At 55.2% G+C, this 18290-nt stretch carries 16 protein-coding genes; 9 read left to right on the top strand and 7 right to left on the bottom strand.

Translation table 11 applies throughout. From position 1 onward, the window contains the following. Positions 1–398: 398 nt before the first annotated feature. On the bottom strand, positions 399–986 hold the full coding sequence (locus ACETPC_RS07525) for a cupin domain-containing protein (RefSeq protein WP_380180187.1): 588 nt from the start codon (positions 984–986) through the stop codon (positions 399–401). A gap of 117 nt (positions 987–1103) precedes the next feature. Then, positions 1104–2015, bottom strand: coding sequence for a hypothetical protein (locus ACETPC_RS07520; protein ID WP_380180185.1), 912 nt, complete (start codon positions 2013–2015; stop codon positions 1104–1106). A 644-nt stretch (positions 2016–2659) separates the two neighbouring features. Here ACETPC_RS07520 and ACETPC_RS07515 point away from each other — a divergent pair. After that, entirely contained in the window at positions 2660–3142 is a 483-nt protein-coding gene (locus ACETPC_RS07515) for a YlaC family protein (RefSeq protein ID WP_380180183.1), read from the top strand. A gap of 8 nt (positions 3143–3150) precedes the next feature. Here the strand turns inward: ACETPC_RS07515 and ACETPC_RS07510 are convergent, their stop codons facing one another. Together ACETPC_RS07510 and ACETPC_RS07505 are read right to left on the bottom strand one after the other, a co-directional pair. Then, positions 3151–4578 carry a PLP-dependent aminotransferase family protein gene (locus ACETPC_RS07510; RefSeq protein ID WP_380180181.1) on the bottom strand — a complete coding sequence of 476 codons (1428 nt, stop codon included), beginning with the start codon at positions 4576–4578 and terminating at the stop codon, positions 3151–3153. Positions 4579–4635: 57 nt separating this feature from the next. Continuing rightward, positions 4636–6753 (bottom strand): putative bifunctional diguanylate cyclase/phosphodiesterase, encoded by a 2118-nt coding sequence (locus ACETPC_RS07505; protein WP_380180179.1) that lies wholly within the window; start codon positions 6751–6753, stop codon positions 4636–4638. 531 nt (positions 6754–7284) lie between these two features. Here ACETPC_RS07505 and ACETPC_RS07500 point away from each other — a divergent pair. The 7 genes from ACETPC_RS07500 (at position 7285) to ACETPC_RS07470 (ending at position 14762) form a co-directional block, all read left to right on the top strand. After that, a complete protein-coding gene (locus ACETPC_RS07500; protein WP_380180177.1) occupies positions 7285–7851 on the top strand; it encodes a spore coat protein U domain-containing protein in 567 nt (188 codons plus the stop codon). Between the two features lie 23 nt (positions 7852–7874). Then, on the top strand, positions 7875–8405 hold the full coding sequence (locus tag ACETPC_RS07495) for a spore coat U domain-containing protein (protein ID WP_380180175.1): 531 nt from the start codon (positions 7875–7877) through the stop codon (positions 8403–8405). A gap of 18 nt (positions 8406–8423) precedes the next feature. Next, the gene (locus ACETPC_RS07490) at positions 8424–9140 is read left to right on the top strand and encodes a molecular chaperone (RefSeq protein ID WP_380180173.1); all 717 of its coding nucleotides are present in this window, start codon (positions 8424–8426) and stop codon (positions 9138–9140) included. Between the two features lie 3 nt (positions 9141–9143). Continuing rightward, the gene (locus ACETPC_RS07485) at positions 9144–11543 is read left to right on the top strand and encodes a fimbria/pilus outer membrane usher protein (protein WP_380180171.1); all 2400 of its coding nucleotides are present in this window, start codon (positions 9144–9146) and stop codon (positions 11541–11543) included. Continuing rightward, on the top strand, positions 11540–12532 hold the full coding sequence (locus tag ACETPC_RS07480; RefSeq protein ID WP_380180169.1) for a spore coat protein U domain-containing protein: 993 nt from the start codon (positions 11540–11542) through the stop codon (positions 12530–12532). The genes ACETPC_RS07485 and ACETPC_RS07480 overlap by 4 nt, the downstream gene beginning before the upstream one ends. 169 nt (positions 12533–12701) lie before the next feature. Next, positions 12702–14021: an MFS transporter gene (locus ACETPC_RS07475; RefSeq protein WP_380180167.1), complete on the top strand. Its 1320-nt coding sequence runs from the start codon at positions 12702–12704 to the stop codon at positions 14019–14021. 99 nt (positions 14022–14120) lie between these two features. After that, positions 14121–14762 (top strand): helix-turn-helix domain-containing protein, encoded by a 642-nt coding sequence (locus tag ACETPC_RS07470; RefSeq protein WP_380180165.1) that lies wholly within the window; start codon positions 14121–14123, stop codon positions 14760–14762. 13 nt (positions 14763–14775) lie between these two features. On the opposite strand, the gene ACETPC_RS07465 is transcribed toward ACETPC_RS07470, so the two are convergent. The 3 genes from ACETPC_RS07465 to exbB all read right to left on the bottom strand — a co-directional run bounded on the left by ACETPC_RS07465 (position 14776) and on the right by exbB (position 16766). After that, entirely contained in the window at positions 14776–15486 is a 711-nt protein-coding gene (locus ACETPC_RS07465; RefSeq protein WP_380180163.1) for an RES family NAD+ phosphorylase, read from the bottom strand. Between the two features lie 120 nt (positions 15487–15606). Beyond that, positions 15607–16029, bottom strand: a complete 423-nt coding sequence (exbD, locus tag ACETPC_RS07460) for a TonB system transport protein ExbD (RefSeq protein ID WP_380180161.1) — start codon at positions 16027–16029, stop codon at positions 15607–15609. Positions 16030–16034: 5 nt separating this feature from the next. Further along, complete coding sequence (gene exbB / locus ACETPC_RS07455; protein ID WP_380180159.1) at positions 16035–16766, bottom strand: tol-pal system-associated acyl-CoA thioesterase; 732 nt, start codon at positions 16764–16766, stop codon at positions 16035–16037. A 243-nt stretch (positions 16767–17009) separates the two neighbouring features. On the opposite strand from exbB, the gene metC reads away from it, so the two are divergent. After that, the gene (metC, locus tag ACETPC_RS07450; RefSeq protein ID WP_380180157.1) at positions 17010–18212 is read left to right on the top strand and encodes a cystathionine beta-lyase; all 1203 of its coding nucleotides are present in this window, start codon (positions 17010–17012) and stop codon (positions 18210–18212) included. Positions 18213–18290 lie beyond the last annotated feature (78 nt).

Genomic DNA, 18290 nt, shown 5'->3' with positions numbered 1-18290 from the left:
GCTTAAGCACGCTGAAATGTAAGCAAAAAATCATCAAAAGAATTCATCAATAGGTTAGTGAAATTTATAAAATATTCGCTACCCGATGCTAAAAGCGGGATGTTACTGGCTTGTTAATAGAATTTATCAGTAGCAAACGCCAGTCTGGGTCTGCAACCATCAATTATTTTTATCAACGTGGGGCAAATCGGGAAACATCCGCTTACCTGGCTATACACTTTGCCAGCGGACGATAGCCTGTCTTCAATTATCAGGAGTGGTGAAGGACCGGGAAAAGGTTGTCACGCCCTTTTTAGAAAGATAACTTGCGCGTCCATGCGCGACCGCTGATTTATCCAGCCAGGGCAGTACGGCTAAATAATCAGGCTTTAATCCGTGAATAAGCTGGCTTGTCCCGGCTACAAGTTTTGGAGCGGATGCCAGATTTCAGTGACGGCACCTTCACCGCCGGTGATGGGATCCTGCTGCGGCATCGGCACGCGTTTAATGGCGTGCAGCGAAGCTTCGACATGTTCCAGATCGCTGCGGCGCGTATCGGGTTCCATGCCTTTTGGGTAGGCGCCCACGGCAAAGAAGTCTTCACTCGCTGCCAGCTGCTGATGGCCGACCCCCGCCGGGATCAGGATGGCGTCACCAGCGTGTACGGTAACCGCTCTGCCCGTTTCGCCACCAAACAGGATTTGTGCCCAGCCTGCGCCAATGCCCAGCAGCTCATGCGTATTGGGATGGTAGTGCGTATAGGCATAAACAGGATAGCGCCAGCGCGGCGTCCAGTTGTGACGAGAAAAGGTTTCTTCAAACCAGGCCGCGACATCTTCTGTTTCATTGGGCACCACGCGCGGATAAATGATCAGCGGCAGCGGGTTATTCGGCACGCCGCTGGCGGGCTGAAAAGTCATATACTGCGGGTTGTTTGACATACCCGCAGAAAAAGTACCGGCAGCAAAAGACATCATTGCAAGCAGGTTACCAGCATGGGTCAGCATAGGATGCCTCCTGGAAAATCGGTGTTAATCAATTGTGGCATTTGATAGCAAACTTGCAACAGCTGCAATCAATGTTTGATCACATAACCCATTAATTTTCCAGACCTTAACTCAAATTCAGCGCCAGCAGGCCATGACTTTGCGATGACAATCAGCAAATAGCGCGCCCAGGTTTTCCATATTCGCCTCTGTCGACATAACGATCAGCAGCGTTTTCAGGTTAAGCACGCGTCGGCAAAGCACAGCAAAGTTTTTCTGCCACTCTTCCACGGGATTGCCGGGAAAAAAATGGTGGCAAAGCAGGTAAAACAGATAGTTGCCAAGAATTTCCTGTTGCGCCGCGGCAGAAAAGCCGCTCGTGTTTTCCAGTTCCCGCCAGCGCTGTCTCAGCGCCTCTTCGCCTGTTGATTTTAACTTTTCCAGTTTTTTTAACCGCCTGTCCTCTTCTGCCAGTGACCAAAGCGGCAGCTCGCGTAAAGTGTGCAGCCTGACCGGTGGATAGTCGTCCGGGCTATGGCTGCGGGAAAAATCCAGCCGCAGCGTCTGGCGAAAGTCCGGTTGCAGCCAGGCTTCCTGCAGAGCGACGCGCTGTTGGGTATCCAGCGCGGCCGCTTCACGGATAAAACGCCCCAGCAGATAAATCAGCAGCGTCGGCTCTGTCCGAAAAGCCGTGAATAAGTGCAGGCAGAGCTGGTTCATCTGTAGCCTGTCGGCGGCCAGTTCCGGCAGGGATTCCGCAGCGCCTTCGCTAAAAGTGATAGTGCAGGATGCCGTGCGGTTCAGGATTTCTATAGCGGCCTTGCGGCAGCCCATATCGGCGCTATACCGCACATGGTTCCGCCATCTGAACTGCATTAGCGGCGAGGCATTGTTGCAGCCTGGACAGCCGCAGGGCTGGATATTTTGCTGCAGGCGCAGGACATAATCCGGCGTCCAGACGCTTGCCGTAGCCTGATTATTTGCCATAGCGGCGTACGCGGTTTTTCTTTTTGGTTTTACCGCTGAGTCGGCGGTTGACTTATTTTTCATTATTATTACGCCGCCGGAGGGAGAAAAAGACCCCATTAAATTAACAGGATCACAATAAGTACTTATTCTTTTCATAATAAATCTTCCCTGATTTAACGTAGTTATTACCAATGTAAATTTTAATAACGGCTCATCATTTGATTAACGTTAGTATTACTGAAAAAATAAGTGAAGAGACGCCGCGCAGGCGTCGCCTGACTCAGCTGCAGCAGCCAGCCTAGTCTAATTCTGAATTATGCAGATTAAAATAAACAAAAACTCTATCAACAGCTATTTAAATCAGTCTGTTTTACAAAAAAATACTCTATCGACTTTTAAATCAGATTTTTTAGTATTTAATAATTTCTTATTTAGCTTATCCGTAGCTGTCTTATTATTACCAAATTAACTTATTCCGTGCCGCCGGAGAGGACAGTAACGGCTAATCAGTTTGCTTTGCGCCTTAAGCTATCACTATTATCCGGGCAGCTTTTTTCGAGCGACGGGTTTTGCTCTTAACGTTATCGCTGACACGGCTTGCTAACCTGAACAGGTTAGGGCTAAGCCGCGGCCAGCAACTGTTATAGCTTTATTGACGGTAACTGTGTCTGCCCTTATCCGCCCGGGTGTGGTTTACTGACGCCTGTACCGAGAGGAGGTTCAGAGTGGAAGACGTTAAACAGATCCTGCTGCGCGAAATCGACACCCTTAATCGTGAAGAACAGCGCGATAACCGGCCGCGCTTCAGCTTCAATTTTCTGAAAAATCATCCTGGCCTGTGGGCATCGATGTATACCTGTTATGCCCTGACCGTGGCGCTGATTTTTACCACCGAGTTTCTGGGCTGGCCTGCATTCTGGGGCGCCACTTTCTTTGTGCTGCTGATGAGCGGCCTGATGCTGCTGGACGTTAACCCCCGCTATCGCTTTGAAGATATCGATACGCTCGACCTGCGCGTTTGCTATAACGGCGAATGGTATTATGTCCGCACGCTGTCCGAACAGGCGATTCAGGATATTCTCGCCAGCAGCCAGGTACCGGATAACGTTAAGCAGGGTATCGAAAAGCTGCTGAAGCTAAAAGGCGAAGTGGATTTTTACGATGTGTATCATCTGACCTGGGGCCAACAGCGCGCCTCTGCCGTCTGACTTTCTTTTCAGGGCCTGCCATGGCCCTGAAGCATCTCTGCGATTAGCCTGCCCAGCGTGGCTACTGCCGCCTCCCGCGCTTCGTTCCATTCCCATGCCGTATTGAACCGAAAGTAGTTAGCGTATTGCTCGCTGGTAGAAAACATTTTTCCCGGCGCGATACTTATTTTCTCCTGTAGCGCCTGATAGTAGAGTTCGGTGGTGTTAACCGCTTCCGGCAGCTCTATCCAGAGAAAATAGCCGCCCTGGGAGTCGTTGATTTTTGCGCTGGCGGGCAGATGCCGCCGCAGCGACTGCCGGGCCAGGTTTTTACGCTGCTCCAGCCGCTGGCGCAGCTTGCGCAAATGCACGTCGTAGCTGCGGCTGCTCAGATAGTCCACCAGCGCCAGCTGCATCGGTGCGCTGGTGGAGATGGTGCTCATCAGCTGCAAGCGCTGGATACGCTGCGCGTGTTTGCCCGCAGCAACCCAACCTACACGGAAGCCTGCTACCAGGTTTTTAGAAAAAGAAGAGCAGTGCAGCACATCATTCTGTTTTTCAAAAGCCTTGGCCGGCAGCGGTTTTTCGCTGCCGAACCAAAGCTCGCTGTAGACATCGTCTTCGATCAGCGTGACCTGATGCGCTTCCAGCAGCGTCACCAGCGCCTGCTTTTTCTCGCGGCTTAGCGTGCAGCCCAGCGGGTTTTGCTGGTTGGACATCATCCAGCAGGCTTTGACCGGCAGCTTCGCCAGAGTGGCGGCCAGCTCTTCCAGATCGATACCGTGCTGCGGATGCGAGGCGATAGCGACAGCCTTAAGCTGAAGCCGCTCAATAGCCTGTAGCGCGCCGTAAAAACAGGGGTTTTCCACCACTACCCAGTCGCCGGGCTCGGTGACCGCCTGAAGGCTCAGGTTGAGCGCTTCCATGGCGCCGTTGGTAATCACGATTTCATCGGGCGAGACCTGAATGCCCTGGAGTGCATAGCGTTTGGAGAGCGTTTTGCGCAGCGCTTCGTTGCCCGGCGGCAGGTTGTTCAGCGCGTCCGCGGGCTTCAGGGAGTGCGAAACGGCGGCGAGCGAACGCATCAGCTGCCGCTGTGGAAAGAGTTCTGGATCGGGAAAAGCGGAGCCGAACGGCATAATGCCCGGCTCGCGGCAGGCCTGGAGCACCTCGAAGATAAAGTCGTTGATGTCGACCGATTCTGTGAGCTGCACCTTTTGGTGGCTGGCGGGCTGGCTGAGAAACTCTGCCCGCGGCGCCACATAGTAGCCCGACTGCGGCCGCGAGAGGATCCAGCCCTGGCTTTCCAGCACCTGATAGGCATGCATTACCGTCATCAGGCTCATGCCGCTCTGCGCGACCTGCTCGCGCAGCGAAGGCAGTTTCTCGCCCGGTAGCCAGAGCTCGCTGGCAATCTGCTGCTGGATTTGATCGATTAGCTGAAGGTATTTTGCCAAAACTGTTACAGGCCCGTGCTCAAAATTGAGTAACTATTATAGTTAGCCGGGCCGTGATTAGACAGCTTTTGGCACGTCGATTTTTTCTGCTTCGTGCGCGTGATTGGCTTCATGGTCGCCCGCATAATGTTTTAGCTGCGGCACCTGTTCAGCTGGCACAGGTTTGCCCAGCAAATAGCCCTGCAGCGAGTTGCAGCCCAGGCTGGTAAGAAAAGCCTGTTGCTCCTCTGTTTCCACACCTTCGGCCACGACTTTCAGCTTTAAAGTCTGCGCCAGCGCCACGATGGCGGTGACAATGGTGGCGTCTTCGTTCTGGGTTTGCAGCTCGTTGACGAAGGCGCGATCGATCTTCAGCTCGCTGGCGGGTAGCCGCTTTAAATAAAGCAGGCTGGAGTAGCCGGTGCCGAAGTCATCGATAGAAGCTTTGACGCCCAGCTCGGTGAGTTCGGTCAGAATGCGCACGCTTTCGTCCGGATCGCGCATGGCGGTCGTTTCGGTGACTTCCAGCGTCAGCAGCTCCGGCGGAATATTATGCTCTTTTAACGCCTTCACCACCGTTTCCACCAGGCCGGCCTGTTCAAACTGTAGCGACGAGAGATTGACCGCCACCGACCACTGCGCGTTGCCCATTTTATGCCAGACGCTTAGCTGGCGGCAGGCTTCGTTAATCACCCAGTTGCCAATGCTGACGATCAGCCCGGTTTTCTCCGCCAGCGGCAGGAAGATATCCGGCGTCAGCAGGCCGCGCTGCGGATGCTGCCAGCGGATGAGCGCTTCAAAACCGACGATCGGCCCCTGCGGCGCGCAGAATTTTGGCTGGTAGAAGAGGCGCAGCTCGTTGTGCTCCTGCGCCAGCCAGAGGTCGTTAATCAGCTGGAGCTGGTTTTGCGCAATGGTATTCATTGACGGCTGGAAGAAGCTGTAGTCGTTGCGGCCATTATTTTTGGTGTGGTACATGGCGGCATCGGCATTGAACATCAGCTCGCGTTCATCATTGCCGTCGCCCGGATAGACCGCGATGCCGATGCTCAGCGAGACTACCAGCTCGTAGCGGGAGATCAAAAATGGCTCATCTATGGCCTTCACCAACATATCGGCCACGGCAGCGGCATCGTTCGGCTCGCCGATCTCTACCAGCAGCACAAACTCGTCGCCGCCAAGCCGTGCCAGAGTATGGTGCCCTTTTAACAGGCTCTTCATACGTTCGGTCACGGCGACCAGCAGGTTATCGCCAACGTGATGGCCGAAAGCGTCGTTAACCGCCTTAAAGCCGTCCAGATCCATAAACATCAGGGCGAAAGAGGTGTTTTCCCGCACGGCTTTATTCAGTGCCTGATCAAGCCGGTCTTCCAGCAAGATGCGATTGGGTAAGCGGGTGAGATTATCGTGCAGGGCCAGCTGGGCCAGCTCGCGGTTCGCTTCCGCCAGCGAAGAGGCGAGCACTGAAGTTCTGGCCTGCAAACGGGCATCCAGCGTGGAGACCACCAGGGTGATCCCCAAAATCGAGAGCGTGACCACTACGACCAGCACCGCCAGCCAGCTGCTGTTAACGCCCATCTGCGTGGCGTGGCTGTCCATTGGAAAGTTGGCGGCCGCCATGCCGCTGTAGTGCATGCCCGCAATAGCGGCGCCCATAACCAACGCGGCGCCGGCACGCAGCAGCGCCAGATGGCCTTCGCCCTGGCGCAGCTTGAACGCCAGCCAGAGCGCTGCCGTGGAGGCGACCAGCGCAATCGCCACCGAGAGCGCTATCCAGCGCCAGTCCCAGACGATGCCCGGGTCAAACATTAGCGCGGCCATGCCAATATAGTGCATCGCCACCACGCCGCTGGCCATCGCTACGGCACCCACCATCAGACGGGCCAGCACCAGTTCGCCGAAGCAAACTATCCACAATGCAAAGATAGAGGCCGCCACCGCGACAAACATTGAAACCAGCGTCAGCAGCGGATCGTAACTCATCACCATCGCCAGATTCATCGCCAGCATGCCGATAAAATGCATCGACCAGATGCCGATGCCCATCGCGAAGCCGCCACCAACCAGCCAGACTCGGGCCGCTTTTCCTGTTGAGGTCGCCACCCTGCCGGCCATATCCAGCGCGGTATAGGAAGCCAAAAAGGCAACAAATATGGAGACGATAACCAGCAGCTGGTCGTAGGAGCTCATAAGCATATGCAATTCTCTGAAGCAAAAGCCAGTTTTCTGGCACCAGGTAATGGAATAGTGAAGCTGGTAAAGCGTTTTCAACAATTACGGTATCGGCTAAAGAGTAGTCAACTTTACCCCTGGGTAAACAAAGTCGTTCGGCCGCACGACGATAGCGGGCCAGAACCCGCTATCCGCTTATAATTCAACGGGTTTATCAGTTGTGGCTTTTGGCCCAACGACCTTAGCATCCGCGCTTTTTTTTGCCCAGCGAAACCCGAAGTCTCTGCTGATTATTTCTTATCAGTCTCGCTGGCGAGAGCCGCTTCGCCTTTCTTGCCATTCATTAGCGCTATTTTTGCGTTTCGCTTAGCTCAGCGCTGCAGGCTGTTCTATAGTGTTAAACATAACAGAGATCGGCCATTTTGGTCGGCATCCCGGCCTTGCGCCGCGGAAAGCATTTCCGGCTTAGCGTTTTACCTGCATCGCGGGCCGTTTATTTATGTTTTACACCGGGCGAAAAAGCACTTCCATTAGACTGATCGGTAAGGAATGATTATGAAAATGAAGCTTTTTCTGCTGGGCTGCGGCTTGGGCCTCGGCGTAGCCGCTTCCGGCTTTGCCGCCACCACAACGGGAACCATCAACGCAACGCTGGTCCTGACTACCGGCTGTGTGGTCAACGGACAAACCGGAACGACCGGCGTTAACTTCGGTACCCTGGACTTCGGCAGCAGCGCCGCGACCTTTGATACCCTGAACGCCACTCTGGTCGGCGCGCTGGGCAACGGCATCTTCGTGCGCTGCACTACCGGGCAGACGTATAACGTACAGCTGACCAGCAGTAACGCTGCACCGGCAACCGTATATGGCGAAGTGACTGCCCAGCCCCGCTATCTGATTCTGGGCAGTAACAATACGCAGGGCATCGCCTATACCTTATATAATTCAACAGCCTACACCACACCCATCGCTAACAATACCAACCTGACCAACACCGGTACTGCCGATCCGACTAACGGCGACAACTATCCTATTTATGGTCGTATTACAGGCGGCGGATTCAACGCGGCGATCCCGGCTGGCACCTATACCGATACGATTAACGTCGCCGTGAATTACTAAACGGCGGCCAGAGGGAGCGCAAGGTGCCGGAGAGGGCAACGAAACTGGCGGGCTTACTAAGTCCGCTTTGTATTGTGGCGTTCTTTGCTACTAATCCGGCATGGGCGCTGCCGACGCAGACTTTTCAGGTTACGGCCTCTATCGTGAACGGCTGCGTGATTTCCGGCACTAACACGGGCGTATTCGGTACGCTGAATTTCGGCACGCAGCCCGGCGTCGGCTCGGTCTCCGCCAGCGCCAGCTATGTACAAAGCTCAAGCATCACGCTGGCCTGCACGCCAGGCACCACGCTGAGCATGAGCATTAACGGGGGCGCTAATTATTCCAGCACCCGTAATTTGAAAATCGCCAATAACACAGATTTGGTGGCCTATACGCTCTATACCAGCGCCACCCACAGCGCAGCAAGTGCTATCCCGGTCAATCAAAGCGTGGCCTTGACTTACAGCAACGCCAATAACATTACGCTGCCGATTTACGGCCTGCTGCAAATGAGCGGCGTGCGCCGGGCCGGGACTTACAGCGACACTTTAACGGTGACGCTGAGTTGGTAAACAGGGAGAGAGGGAGAAATGAAAACATTACGCACAATCGCGTTGCTGGCTGGATTGACGGTTAGCTCGCTGCTGCCCGCCTGGGCAGGAAACTCAGTCCTGATCTGGCCGATCGATCCTAAAATTCACAGCGGCGACAAAGCGACCGAACTGTGGCTGGAAAATCGCGGCGCGGCCACCACCCTGATGCAGGTTCGGGTGTTCCGCTGGCAGCAGCAGGATGGGCGCGAGCAGTATCAGACGCAGCAGACGGTGGTTGCCAGTCCGCCTTTGGTAAGGATAGAACCAGGCCAGAAGCAGTTGGTCAGGCTAATAGGCCAGACGCCGCCGCCTGCGGGCGAGGAGCAGGCCTATCGGGTGCTGCTGGATGAGATCCCAACACCGCAGCAGCCCGGAGAAAATCAGGCGGGCCTTAATTTTCAAATGCGTTACTCCGTACCGCTTTTCACTTACGGTGAAGGGCTTGCTGCCGACAGCGCCCGCCCTAATCTGAGCTGGCGGCTGGTTAATCGGGACGGTAAATCAGCGCTGCTTATTACCAATAACGGCAATGGCCATGCCCGGCTAAGCAAGGTTTCATTAGGTGGACGTACGCTGTCCGACAGCCTGTTTGGCTATGTACTGGCGCGTTCCAGCAATGCTTTTCCGCTGAATTTTCCGGCTTCCGAACGTTCACAGCTGAGCGCGGAGCTGGATAATAATCAGACCTGGCGCAGTACCAGCTCGCCGCGCTAGCCGATGAACGGGCGACGCTGTTCTCTGGCCCTCTGCCTGTTAAGCTACCTGCTTCCTTCAGCCGGTCGCGCGGAAACCTATTCCTCTTTGCCGCCGCCACCGCAGCAAAACGCACCGGGCACGCAGAACCAGCAATATATGCTGGGGCTGGTGGTTAACGAGCAGGATAGTGGCCTGGTGGTACCGGTGGAGTTTCGGGATAACCACTATTTTTTGCGTGCGGGGGATTTGCAGCGGGCTGGCATTCCTTCGGCACTGATTACCTCATCCATGATGGATGTCTCTGCCATCCCTCAGGTTAAAGCCGATTACGATCAAAGCCGTCAGCGCCTGGTATTGACGGTGCCGCCGGGCTGGCTGCCGCGCCAGCAGCTGGCGGGCCAGGAGCAGAACGGCCCGCGCTATCCCGGCAGAACCTCGACCGGCGCGCTGTTTAATTACGATCTCTACACCAGCCGCACTTCCGCCAGCGGCAGCCGTCTCTCTGCCTTCAATGAATTCCGCCTGTTTGGCACGCTGGGCCAGTTTTCAAGCAACGGCGTTTATCAGCAGCAGCTTTCCGGCCAGGCTACCGGCACGCAGAATAAGGGCTATATCCGCTATGACACTTACTGGAGCAATCAGAATGAGAATCGCTCGCTAAGCTGGCGCGCGGGCGATTTGATTACCGATGCGCTGTCGTGGAGCAGCAGCGTGCGGCTGGGCGGTATTCAGATCGCGCGCGATTTTTCCGTGCGGCCGGATCTGGTGACCTATCCGCTGCCCTCTTTTTCCGGCCAGGCAGCAGTACCCTCTACCGTCGATTTGTTTGTCAATGGCTATAAAAACAGCAGCAACAATGTGCAGCCCGGCCCCTGGTCAATGACCAATATGCCGTTCGTTAACGGCGCAGGTGAAGCTGTGGTGGTCACTACCGATGCCGCAGGAAGGCGAGTTTCCACCACTATGCCTTTTTACGTTTCCAGCAATTTGCTGAAGCCCGGCCTTTCTGATTTTGCTTTTTCCGCCGGGGCGCTGCGCAACAACTACGGCATCAAGAGCTTTGATTACGGTTCCGCCGCCGCCAGCGGCTCTTACCGCTATGGCGTGACCGACTGGCTGACGCTGGAAAGCCACGCCGAAGGCGCAGACTCGCTGGCGCTGGGCGGCGCGGGCGGTCAGGTAAAGATCGGCGCGCTGGGTGTGGTTAACGCGGCGCTGGCGCAGAGCCAAATGAACGGCGGCCGCGGCACCCAGTACAGCTGGGGCTATCAGTACAGCAACAGCCGTTTTAACATCGGCACGCAGCATATTATCCGCTCGGCGGGCTTCGGCAATCTGGCGCTGTACGGCGACCGCAACAGCGGCGTGGGCGGCACGGATTATACTCTCAGCCGCCGCAGCGCCCAGTACAGCGCCAGCGTCTCGCTTAACCGCTTTGGCAGTCTTGGCGCGGCTTTTATCGATATCACCAGCGGCAGCGGCGATCGTACCCAGCTTTGGAATCTTTCCTGGAGTAAAAATATCTGGGGCAATAGCAGTCTTTATGTTTCTGCCAGCCGCGATCAGCGTCAGGGCGACTGGACGGGCACGATTTCGCTGGTGATCCCGTTTAGCGAGCGTGGCAATGCCAGCCTGAGCCTGGATCGCGACCAGCAGGGCACCACCTCACAGCGCGTAAACCTTTCCCGCTCCATGCCCACCGACGGCGGCCTGGCCTATAACGCTTCATGGGCTAACCAGAGCAGCGGCGGTGACTATAAGCAGGCAAGCCTGAGCTGGCGCAACCAGAAAGTGGAAACCTCCGCAGGATTCTATGGCGACGGCGACTACACCACGGAATGGGCCGATGTGACAGGTTCGCTGGTGCTGATGGACGGCAGCTATTTTGCCGCCAATCAGGTCAATGACGCTTTCGTGGTGGTGAAGACCGACTATCCGAATATCAACGTGCGCTATGAAAATCAACCGATGGGGAAAACGGACGCTGGCGGCTATCTGCTGGTGCCGGGCATCAGCTCTTATTATCCGGCTAAATATGATATCGATACGCTGGATTTGCCCGCGGATATGACCGCTTCCAGCGTTGAGCAACGCTTTGCCGTTAAGCGCGACAGCGGCTATCTGCTGCATTTTCCGATCGAGCCACTGCGTGCCGCCAGCGTAATTTTGCACGATCAAAACGGCGAGCCGCTGCCCGTTTCCACGCAAATTATTCGTCCGGGTTCCGCGACTGAGTATGTCGGCTGGGATGGCCTGGTCTGGATGGAAAACCTCCGCGAAAACAACCCATTCCGTGCGGAGACGCCGGATGGACGCCGCTGCCAGGCAGAACTTAAGGTGCCAGGCGGAAGGCCTGAGTCCTTGCAAACTTACGGGCCACTGACCTGTGCCCTTTCTGACGCTTCAGGAACCTCGCCATGATTACTCGCTCTTGCTTCCGCCTGGCGCTTTTAATGCTGCTGATGCTTTGTTCGCTCGCCGCCCGTGCGGCCTGTTCTTTGCCCTCTTCTACTGCGGCATTTGGCAGCGTCAGCTCTTTTACGATCAACACTACCGCGAGCAATACCACGGCCAATGTGAATGTTAACTGCGGCTCGGGTAGCGTGTTATCCCTGCTTTCCAGTGACTATGTCCGGCTTCAGCTTGCCAGCGCCACCTATACCAGCAGCACGCGCGGCGCGTTGAAAACCGCCAGCACCAGCACGGATTTTATCCCGCTACGCGTGTGCAGCGATTCAGCCTGCGCTACGGAGATGTTAATTGGCGGCACTACCGTTAATTACTCCCAGGCGCAATTGCTGAACTTGCTGGGGCTGGGCGGCGGCCAGAATTTCGCTATCCCACTTTATCTGCGCACGCTCACCGGTCAGACCGTAGCTGCCGGAACCTATACGGTGACGCTGAATATTTTGGTCACCTATAACATTTGTACCGGCATTGGCGCGCTGGGAGCCTGTTTGTTAGGCAGCCAGCAGACCGGCTCCGGCACCGTACCCATTACGACCACGCTGGTAGTGACCAACGACTGCACCACCATAACCGCGCCCAATGTCAGTTTCGGCAGCGCGCCGCTGGTTGGTAGCTTTAGCGCCGTTTCGCAGTCGATTAACGTTATCTGTACTAAAGGCAGCGCCTATACGGTGGGCCTGAGCAACGGCAGCCACGCGGTTGGCACCCAGCGCTATATGACCAGCGGCAGCAATCAGCTGGCCTATGAGATTTATAAAAACGCCACGACATCACGCTGGGGGCCAACAGGAACGGAGCGCGTAGCCAGCACTGCGGCAAACAGCATTACCACCGATGGCCTGACCCGGACTTTTAACTATACGGCCCGCATTCTTGCTTCTCAAACCACGCCCGCGGCCGGGAATTACAGCGATAGCGTAGTGGTCGACGTTTCTTTTTAAGCCTCGCGGGCAAAATGCCCTTTAAAGGTGCATTGTTAATTTATTGTTACCAATATAATAGTAATTTGATAGTCAGAAGTGAGTACTGTCACATTAACCTGACTAAAAGCACGATAAAACAACGGAGAACCATCACGCTAAAAGATAAGAAAAATTGAAAGGACAGGCCATGACAACCTATACATCCTCACCCACAAAGCCGCAGGGTAGCGCCAGAACCATCTTCAATGTGACCAGCGGCAACTTTCTGGAAATGTACGATTTTATGGTCTTCGGCTATTACGCCACGGCCATCGCCAAAACTTTTTTCCCGGGCGACGATCCTTTCGCCTCACTGATGCTGACGCTGATGACCTTCGGCGCCGGTTTTTTGATGCGGCCGCTGGGCGCGATCGTGCTGGGTTCCTACATTGACCATCATGGACGGCGTAAAGGATTGCTGCTGACGCTGGGGCTGATGGCGCTCGGCACTTTAACCATTGCCGTAGTGCCTGGCTACAGTACACTGGGCGCGGCGGCGCCGATCCTGATCCTGCTGGGCCGCCTGCTACAGGGTTTTTCGGCTGGTGTGGAGCTGGGCGGCGTCTCTGTTTATCTCAGCGAAATCGCGCCGAAAAATCGTAAAGGCTTTTTCGTGAGCTGGCAGTCAGGCAGCCAGCAGATCGCGGTGATTTTCGCCGCGCTGCTTGGCCTGGGGCTTAATCATCTGCTGGCGAAGGATCAGGTGACCGACTGGGGCTGGCGTATACCCTTTTTTGTCGGCTGCCTGATTGTGCCTTTCCTGTTCTGGGTGCGGAGAATGCTGGAAGAGACTGAAGCGTTTAGCCAGCGTAAGGTGCATCCTTCTATGCGCCAGATCGTGCGCGGCGTCGCCAGCAACTGGGCGCTGGTGCTGGCAGGCATGCTGATGGTGGTAACCACCACGGTGATGTTTTATATGATTACGGCTTTTACGCCGACCTTTGGCAAAACCGTGCTGATGATGAGCGATAAACAGAGTTTTTTGGTAACGCTATGCGTCGGCCTGTCGAATCTGTTCTGGCTGCCGATTATGGGTGCCGTTTCCGATCGTTATGGCCGCCGTCCGCTGCTGATCCTGTTTACCGTACTGATGATCGCCACCGCCTGGCCGGTACTGCACTGGCTGGTCGGCTCGCCGACTTTCGCCCACCTGCTGGAAGCCGAGCTTTGGCTTTCCTTCCTCTATGCCAGCTACAACGGCGCTATGGTGGTTTATCTCACGGAAATTATGCCTGACGAAGTGCGCGCAACCGGCTTTTCGCTGGCCTATAGCCTGGCTACCGCGCTGTTCGGCGGCTTTACGCCAGCCATGTCCAGCTATCTCATCCACGCTACCGGCGATAAAGCTATGCCCGGCGTCTGGCTGACTTTCGCCGCCGTCTGCGGCCTGATCGGCACTTTAATCATTAAACGCCTGGTTCGACAGTATCAGGCCCGCCGTCCTGCCGCACCCGCCATTCAGCTGTAGCCTGCCGACCAGCCGCCTTTTTTGCGGCTGGTCGTTATCGTTCTCTGCCTTTGACTAGTTATAAAAACAGGAATAATATACTCGTCAAAGAGGAGAGCTATGATGAGCATGATTATTGACCCACGGCTGAACGCCGTTCAAAGCCTGAACGAATTCCAGCGCAATCTTCTGCAAAGAATTCATAATATTGCGCTTGTTTTAATGCCTGAATTTGAAGATAAAACGCAGGCAATGGAAGCGGTCAGCCTTGATGATAAAGCCCTGATGCAGCGCCTTTACGCCACCTTACTCGAGCAAAACGTCCGGGCACCGGAAAATGAACTGTGTAAAGCGCGCCGTCGCCGGGAAAATCTGGAGAAATTTTATGCGCAGCTCGAAGAAACGGGCGGCACCATCAAGGTCAACGACGTGGCGGCTATCCTGGGTATTTCCCGTCAGGGCGTTCACGCTCGCCTGAAAAAAAATAGACTGCTGGCTTTCAAACAAAACGGCGATTTCATCTTTCCCCGCTTTCAGTTCGCTGAAACAGGGCTGCTGCCCGGTTTCGAAGAGGTAATAAGCGCCTTTGGCGCCAATCTGCATCCTGTGATGATATTGAATGCGCTGCAGGCACCTGTAGATATCAATGGCGATGGCCTACTACAGACGCCCATCGAAATTATGCAAAAGGGTGCGGATGCAAAAGCGCTGAAGATACTTGTCCGTAACGCTGCTCTGCTCGGCCAACAGGGCGGCAGCTAATCAGCCCTGCGTTCTAATCCGTCTCCGATATAATTTCGAAATTCAGAAGTAGCTCCAGCATGTCATCGCCTGCCATCCAGGGCTGGCGCCAACCGGGAGGAAACAGGTTGGTATCATATTCTTTGTACTGGCTTATCGTAGCCATGCCTTGCGGAACGTCGCTAAAAAGCCCGGCGCTTCCCGGCGTTTGCCAGAATGCGTAGCACTTGAGATAGCGGCAATGTCTGCTGCAGTAAGCGATACCGGCATATTTATCCTGATATAGAGCGAAAAGATGAGCCATCAACCATTGTGGCAAGTTATAGCGCTCGTTTTCCAGGCTGTCTAAAGGAATATGCAGCAGTTCACAAAGCCGGATAACATCAATAATCTTTATCTCTCTTGTGACCTTTACCGCGCAGAGATAGTGCTGGCTGAGCGCTGACTCAGGCCAGGCTATTTTCCTGGCGAGGTGAAACATTCGTCCGTAGCTTTCCGCCATCGCCGTCAGAGCGGAGTCTGCGGCATACCATACGGCGATTTTACCGCCGGGAGGGTTAAACCGGCCGCATTTTTCTGCCTCATCAGGCGCAGAAAAGTGGATCGCGCTTTGATATTTTCGCCACTGATGACGTTTGAGGATACTGCCTTCTGGCAGCACAAGCTCAGGTATTTGTTGTCCGGAGGCAACCAGCTCCGCTATTGCTTTCGCAGTTGCCTTACTCTGAAACGTCCATTTCCGCATAGCCGCTACTCCCTTCTTACGAAGGAGTCAATTTGGCATATTTTTGCCCTGAAAAGCTTAAGGCAAAAAAAAATCCGCAGCTTTCGCTACGGATTTTTTATTGCTGACAAAGCAAGCCGGTTATTTCGCGGCGGTTTCCATGCCCATCAGGCCGATTTTGAGATAACCAGCCTGGCGCAGTTTATCCATAACGCCCATCAGCGTTTCATAATCTACCGACTTATCTGCCTGGAAGAAGATGGTGGTTTCTTTGTTGCCCTGCGTCTGGCTCTCCAGCGCGGCCAGCAGCGTCTCCTGCGTTACCGCATCGTTGCCGATAAAGAGCTGCTTATCTGCCTTGATTGAGAGATAAACCGGTTTTTCCGGACGCGGCTGAGGCGCGCTGGTCGAAGCAGGCAAATTAACGCGAACGTCAACGGTAGCCAGCGGCGCGGCGACCATAAAGATAATCAGCAGCACCAGCATAACGTCGATAAACGGCGTGACGTTGATTTCGTGCATTTCGCCATTGCTGTCGAGGTCTTCATTTAATCGCATGGCCATGGCGCTTATCCTACCCGCAGTTTCTGCGCTTGCGCTGGCGCGTGCTGACCGCTGGCGGCCAGATCCAGATCGCGGCTTTGCAGCAGCATAATCTGCGCGGCTACGTCACCCAGCGAGGCTTTATAGTTAGCGATCATGCGGGCGAAAACGTTATAAATAACCACCGCCGGGATCGCCGCTACCAGACCGATAGCCGTTGCCAGCAGCGCTTCTGCAATACCTGGTGCCACTACCGCAAGGTTAGTGGTCTGGGTCTGGGCAATACCGATGAAACTATTCATGATCCCCCAGACGGTACCGAACAGGCCAACGAAGGGTGCAATTGCACCGATGGTTGCCAGGAAACCGTTGCCGCGACCGGCGTGACGGCTGAAGAAAGCAACGCGGCGTTCCAGGCGGAATGAGGTGCGTTCTTTGATGCCGTCGTTGTCTTCCGAGCGTGCAGAGAGCTCCAGCTCGTTTTCGGCCTCTTTCAGCAGCTGCGTAGTCAGGCTGTTAGCTTTGAACGTAGCGCAGGTATCTGCTGCTTCCTGCAGGGAGCGCGCACCGGCCAGCGCCTGCTGCTCACGCTTGAGGCGGCGTTTAGCCGAGCTCAGCTCCGCGCTTTTGCTGAAGAAAATAGCCCAGGTGACCACCGAGGCCAGCAGCAGACCGATCATTACCACTTTTACTACGATGTCTGCATGGTGATACATGCCCCAGACGGAGAGGTCCGTCTGCATTAAGTCATTCGTCACGCTGTCTCTCCAACGTCAGTTACCGATAGCGAAAATATTGTGCGGATCATACCAAATCAAATCCGAATTGATAGTAGTTATCATTACTATTTACCCTTTAAGCAACACTTTTTACACTTCTTCCCTGATGTCCCTTTGGCTGCTGGGGGTTTTCCTGAAACTTTATCATATAGCGGGATGGCGAATTTCACCCTGCCGCCAGCCGTGTTAACGTTAAGCAAGATTCTTTAACCGAGCAGACCGATGACCAGTAAAAACATTGAAACGGCGTTGATTAGCGCCGGTCGCCGCAAACGTTATACCCAGGGTTCCGTCAATAGCGTAATCCAGCGCGCTTCGTCGCTGGTGTTTGATAGCGTGGCCGAAAAGAAACGCGCTACGGCAGGCAGAGCCGAAGGCGAACTGTTCTATGGCCGTCGCGGCACGCTGACCCATTTTTCGCTTCAGGAAGCGATGACCGAGCTGGAAGGCGGCGCGGGCTGCGTGCTCTACCCCTGCGGCGCGGCCGCGGTTGCCAACGCCATTCTCGCTTTCGTATCGGCTGGCGACAACGTGCTGATGGCCGGTTCCGTCTACGAGCCGACGCAGGATTTCTGTAGCAAAATTCTCAGCAAGATGAACGTTTCCACTACCTGGTTTAGCCATACTGCGGGCGCAGAGATTGCCGGGCTGGTGAAGCCGGAAACCCGGGTTGTTTTTCTGGAGTCGCCTGCTTCCATTACTATGGAGGTGCAGGATATTCCGGCAATCGTGGCCGCCGTGCGGGCGAAAGCGCCGGAAGCGGTGATCATGATCGACAATACCTGGGCGGCAGGCATTCTGTTTCGCGCGCTGGATTTTGGTATTGATATCTCTATTCAGGCTGGCACCAAGTATCTGATTGGCCATTCGGACGCGATGATCGGCACCGCCGTCGCCAACGAACGCTGCTGGGCACAGCTGCGTGAGAACTCCTATCTGATGGGGCAGATGGTAGATGCGGATACCGCCTATATGGCCAGCCGTGGTCTGCGCACGCTGGCAGTGCGCCTGCGCCAGCACGAAGAGAGCGCTCTACGCGTTGCGCGCTGGCTGGCCGAGCGCCCGGAAGTTGCCGTAGTTAATCATCCGGCATTGCCGCAGTGCAAAGGCCATGAATTCTGGCAACGCGATTTTACCGGCAGCAGCGGCCTGTTCTCCTTTGTACTAAAAGCGCGGCTGGACGACAGCCAGCTGGCGGACTATCTCGATCACTTTGAGCATTTCAGCATGGCCTATTCGTGGGGCGGCTTTGAGTCGCTTATTCTGGCTAACCAGCCGGAAGAGCTGGCGGCGATCCGCCCAGCGGGCGGCATTGATTTCAGCGGCACGCTGGTACGGCTGCATATCGGGCTGGAAAACGTTGAGGATCTACTGGCCGATCTGGCGGCTGGTTTTGCACGCCTGGCTAAATCAGCGCCAAACTAAACAAAATCACAACAACCCCGGCCCGATCAACGCTGCGGCGGGCTATTTACGAGTACACTAATGCTATTGATGCGGTAA

It is taken from the genome of Pantoea sp. sgz302252, assembly GCF_042610525.1.
Lineage (GTDB): Bacteria > Pseudomonadota > Gammaproteobacteria > Enterobacterales > Enterobacteriaceae > Erwinia.
The sequence above is the reverse complement of the archived record's forward strand: the minus strand, read 5'-3'. Positions and strand labels throughout refer to the sequence as shown.

Excerpts from the sequence above, each read along its gene's own strand:
- ACETPC_RS07525 (WP_380180187.1), bottom strand. The coding sequence starts at position 986 with ATGCTGACCCATGCTGGTAACCTGCTTGCAATGATGTCTTTTGCTGCC.
- ACETPC_RS07520 (WP_380180185.1), bottom strand. The coding sequence starts at position 2,015 with ATGAAAAATAAGTCAACCGCCGACTCAGCGGTAAAACCAAAAAGAAAA.
- ACETPC_RS07505 (WP_380180179.1), bottom strand. The coding sequence starts at position 6,753 with ATGCTTATGAGCTCCTACGACCAGCTGCTGGTTATCGTCTCCATATTT.
- ACETPC_RS07500 (WP_380180177.1), top strand. The coding sequence starts at position 7,285 with ATGAAAATGAAGCTTTTTCTGCTGGGCTGCGGCTTGGGCCTCGGCGTA.
- ACETPC_RS07490 (WP_380180173.1), top strand. The coding sequence starts at position 8,424 with ATGAAAACATTACGCACAATCGCGTTGCTGGCTGGATTGACGGTTAGC.
- ACETPC_RS07485 (WP_380180171.1), top strand. The coding sequence starts at position 9,144 with ATGAACGGGCGACGCTGTTCTCTGGCCCTCTGCCTGTTAAGCTACCTG.
- ACETPC_RS07480 (WP_380180169.1), top strand. The coding sequence starts at position 11,540 with ATGATTACTCGCTCTTGCTTCCGCCTGGCGCTTTTAATGCTGCTGATG.
- ACETPC_RS07475 (WP_380180167.1), top strand. The coding sequence starts at position 12,702 with ATGACAACCTATACATCCTCACCCACAAAGCCGCAGGGTAGCGCCAGA.
- ACETPC_RS07470 (WP_380180165.1), top strand. The coding sequence starts at position 14,121 with ATGATGAGCATGATTATTGACCCACGGCTGAACGCCGTTCAAAGCCTG.
- ACETPC_RS07465 (WP_380180163.1), bottom strand. The coding sequence starts at position 15,486 with ATGCGGAAATGGACGTTTCAGAGTAAGGCAACTGCGAAAGCAATAGCG.
- exbD (WP_380180161.1), bottom strand. The coding sequence starts at position 16,029 with ATGGCCATGCGATTAAATGAAGACCTCGACAGCAATGGCGAAATGCAC.
- metC (WP_380180157.1), top strand. The coding sequence starts at position 17,010 with ATGACCAGTAAAAACATTGAAACGGCGTTGATTAGCGCCGGTCGCCGC.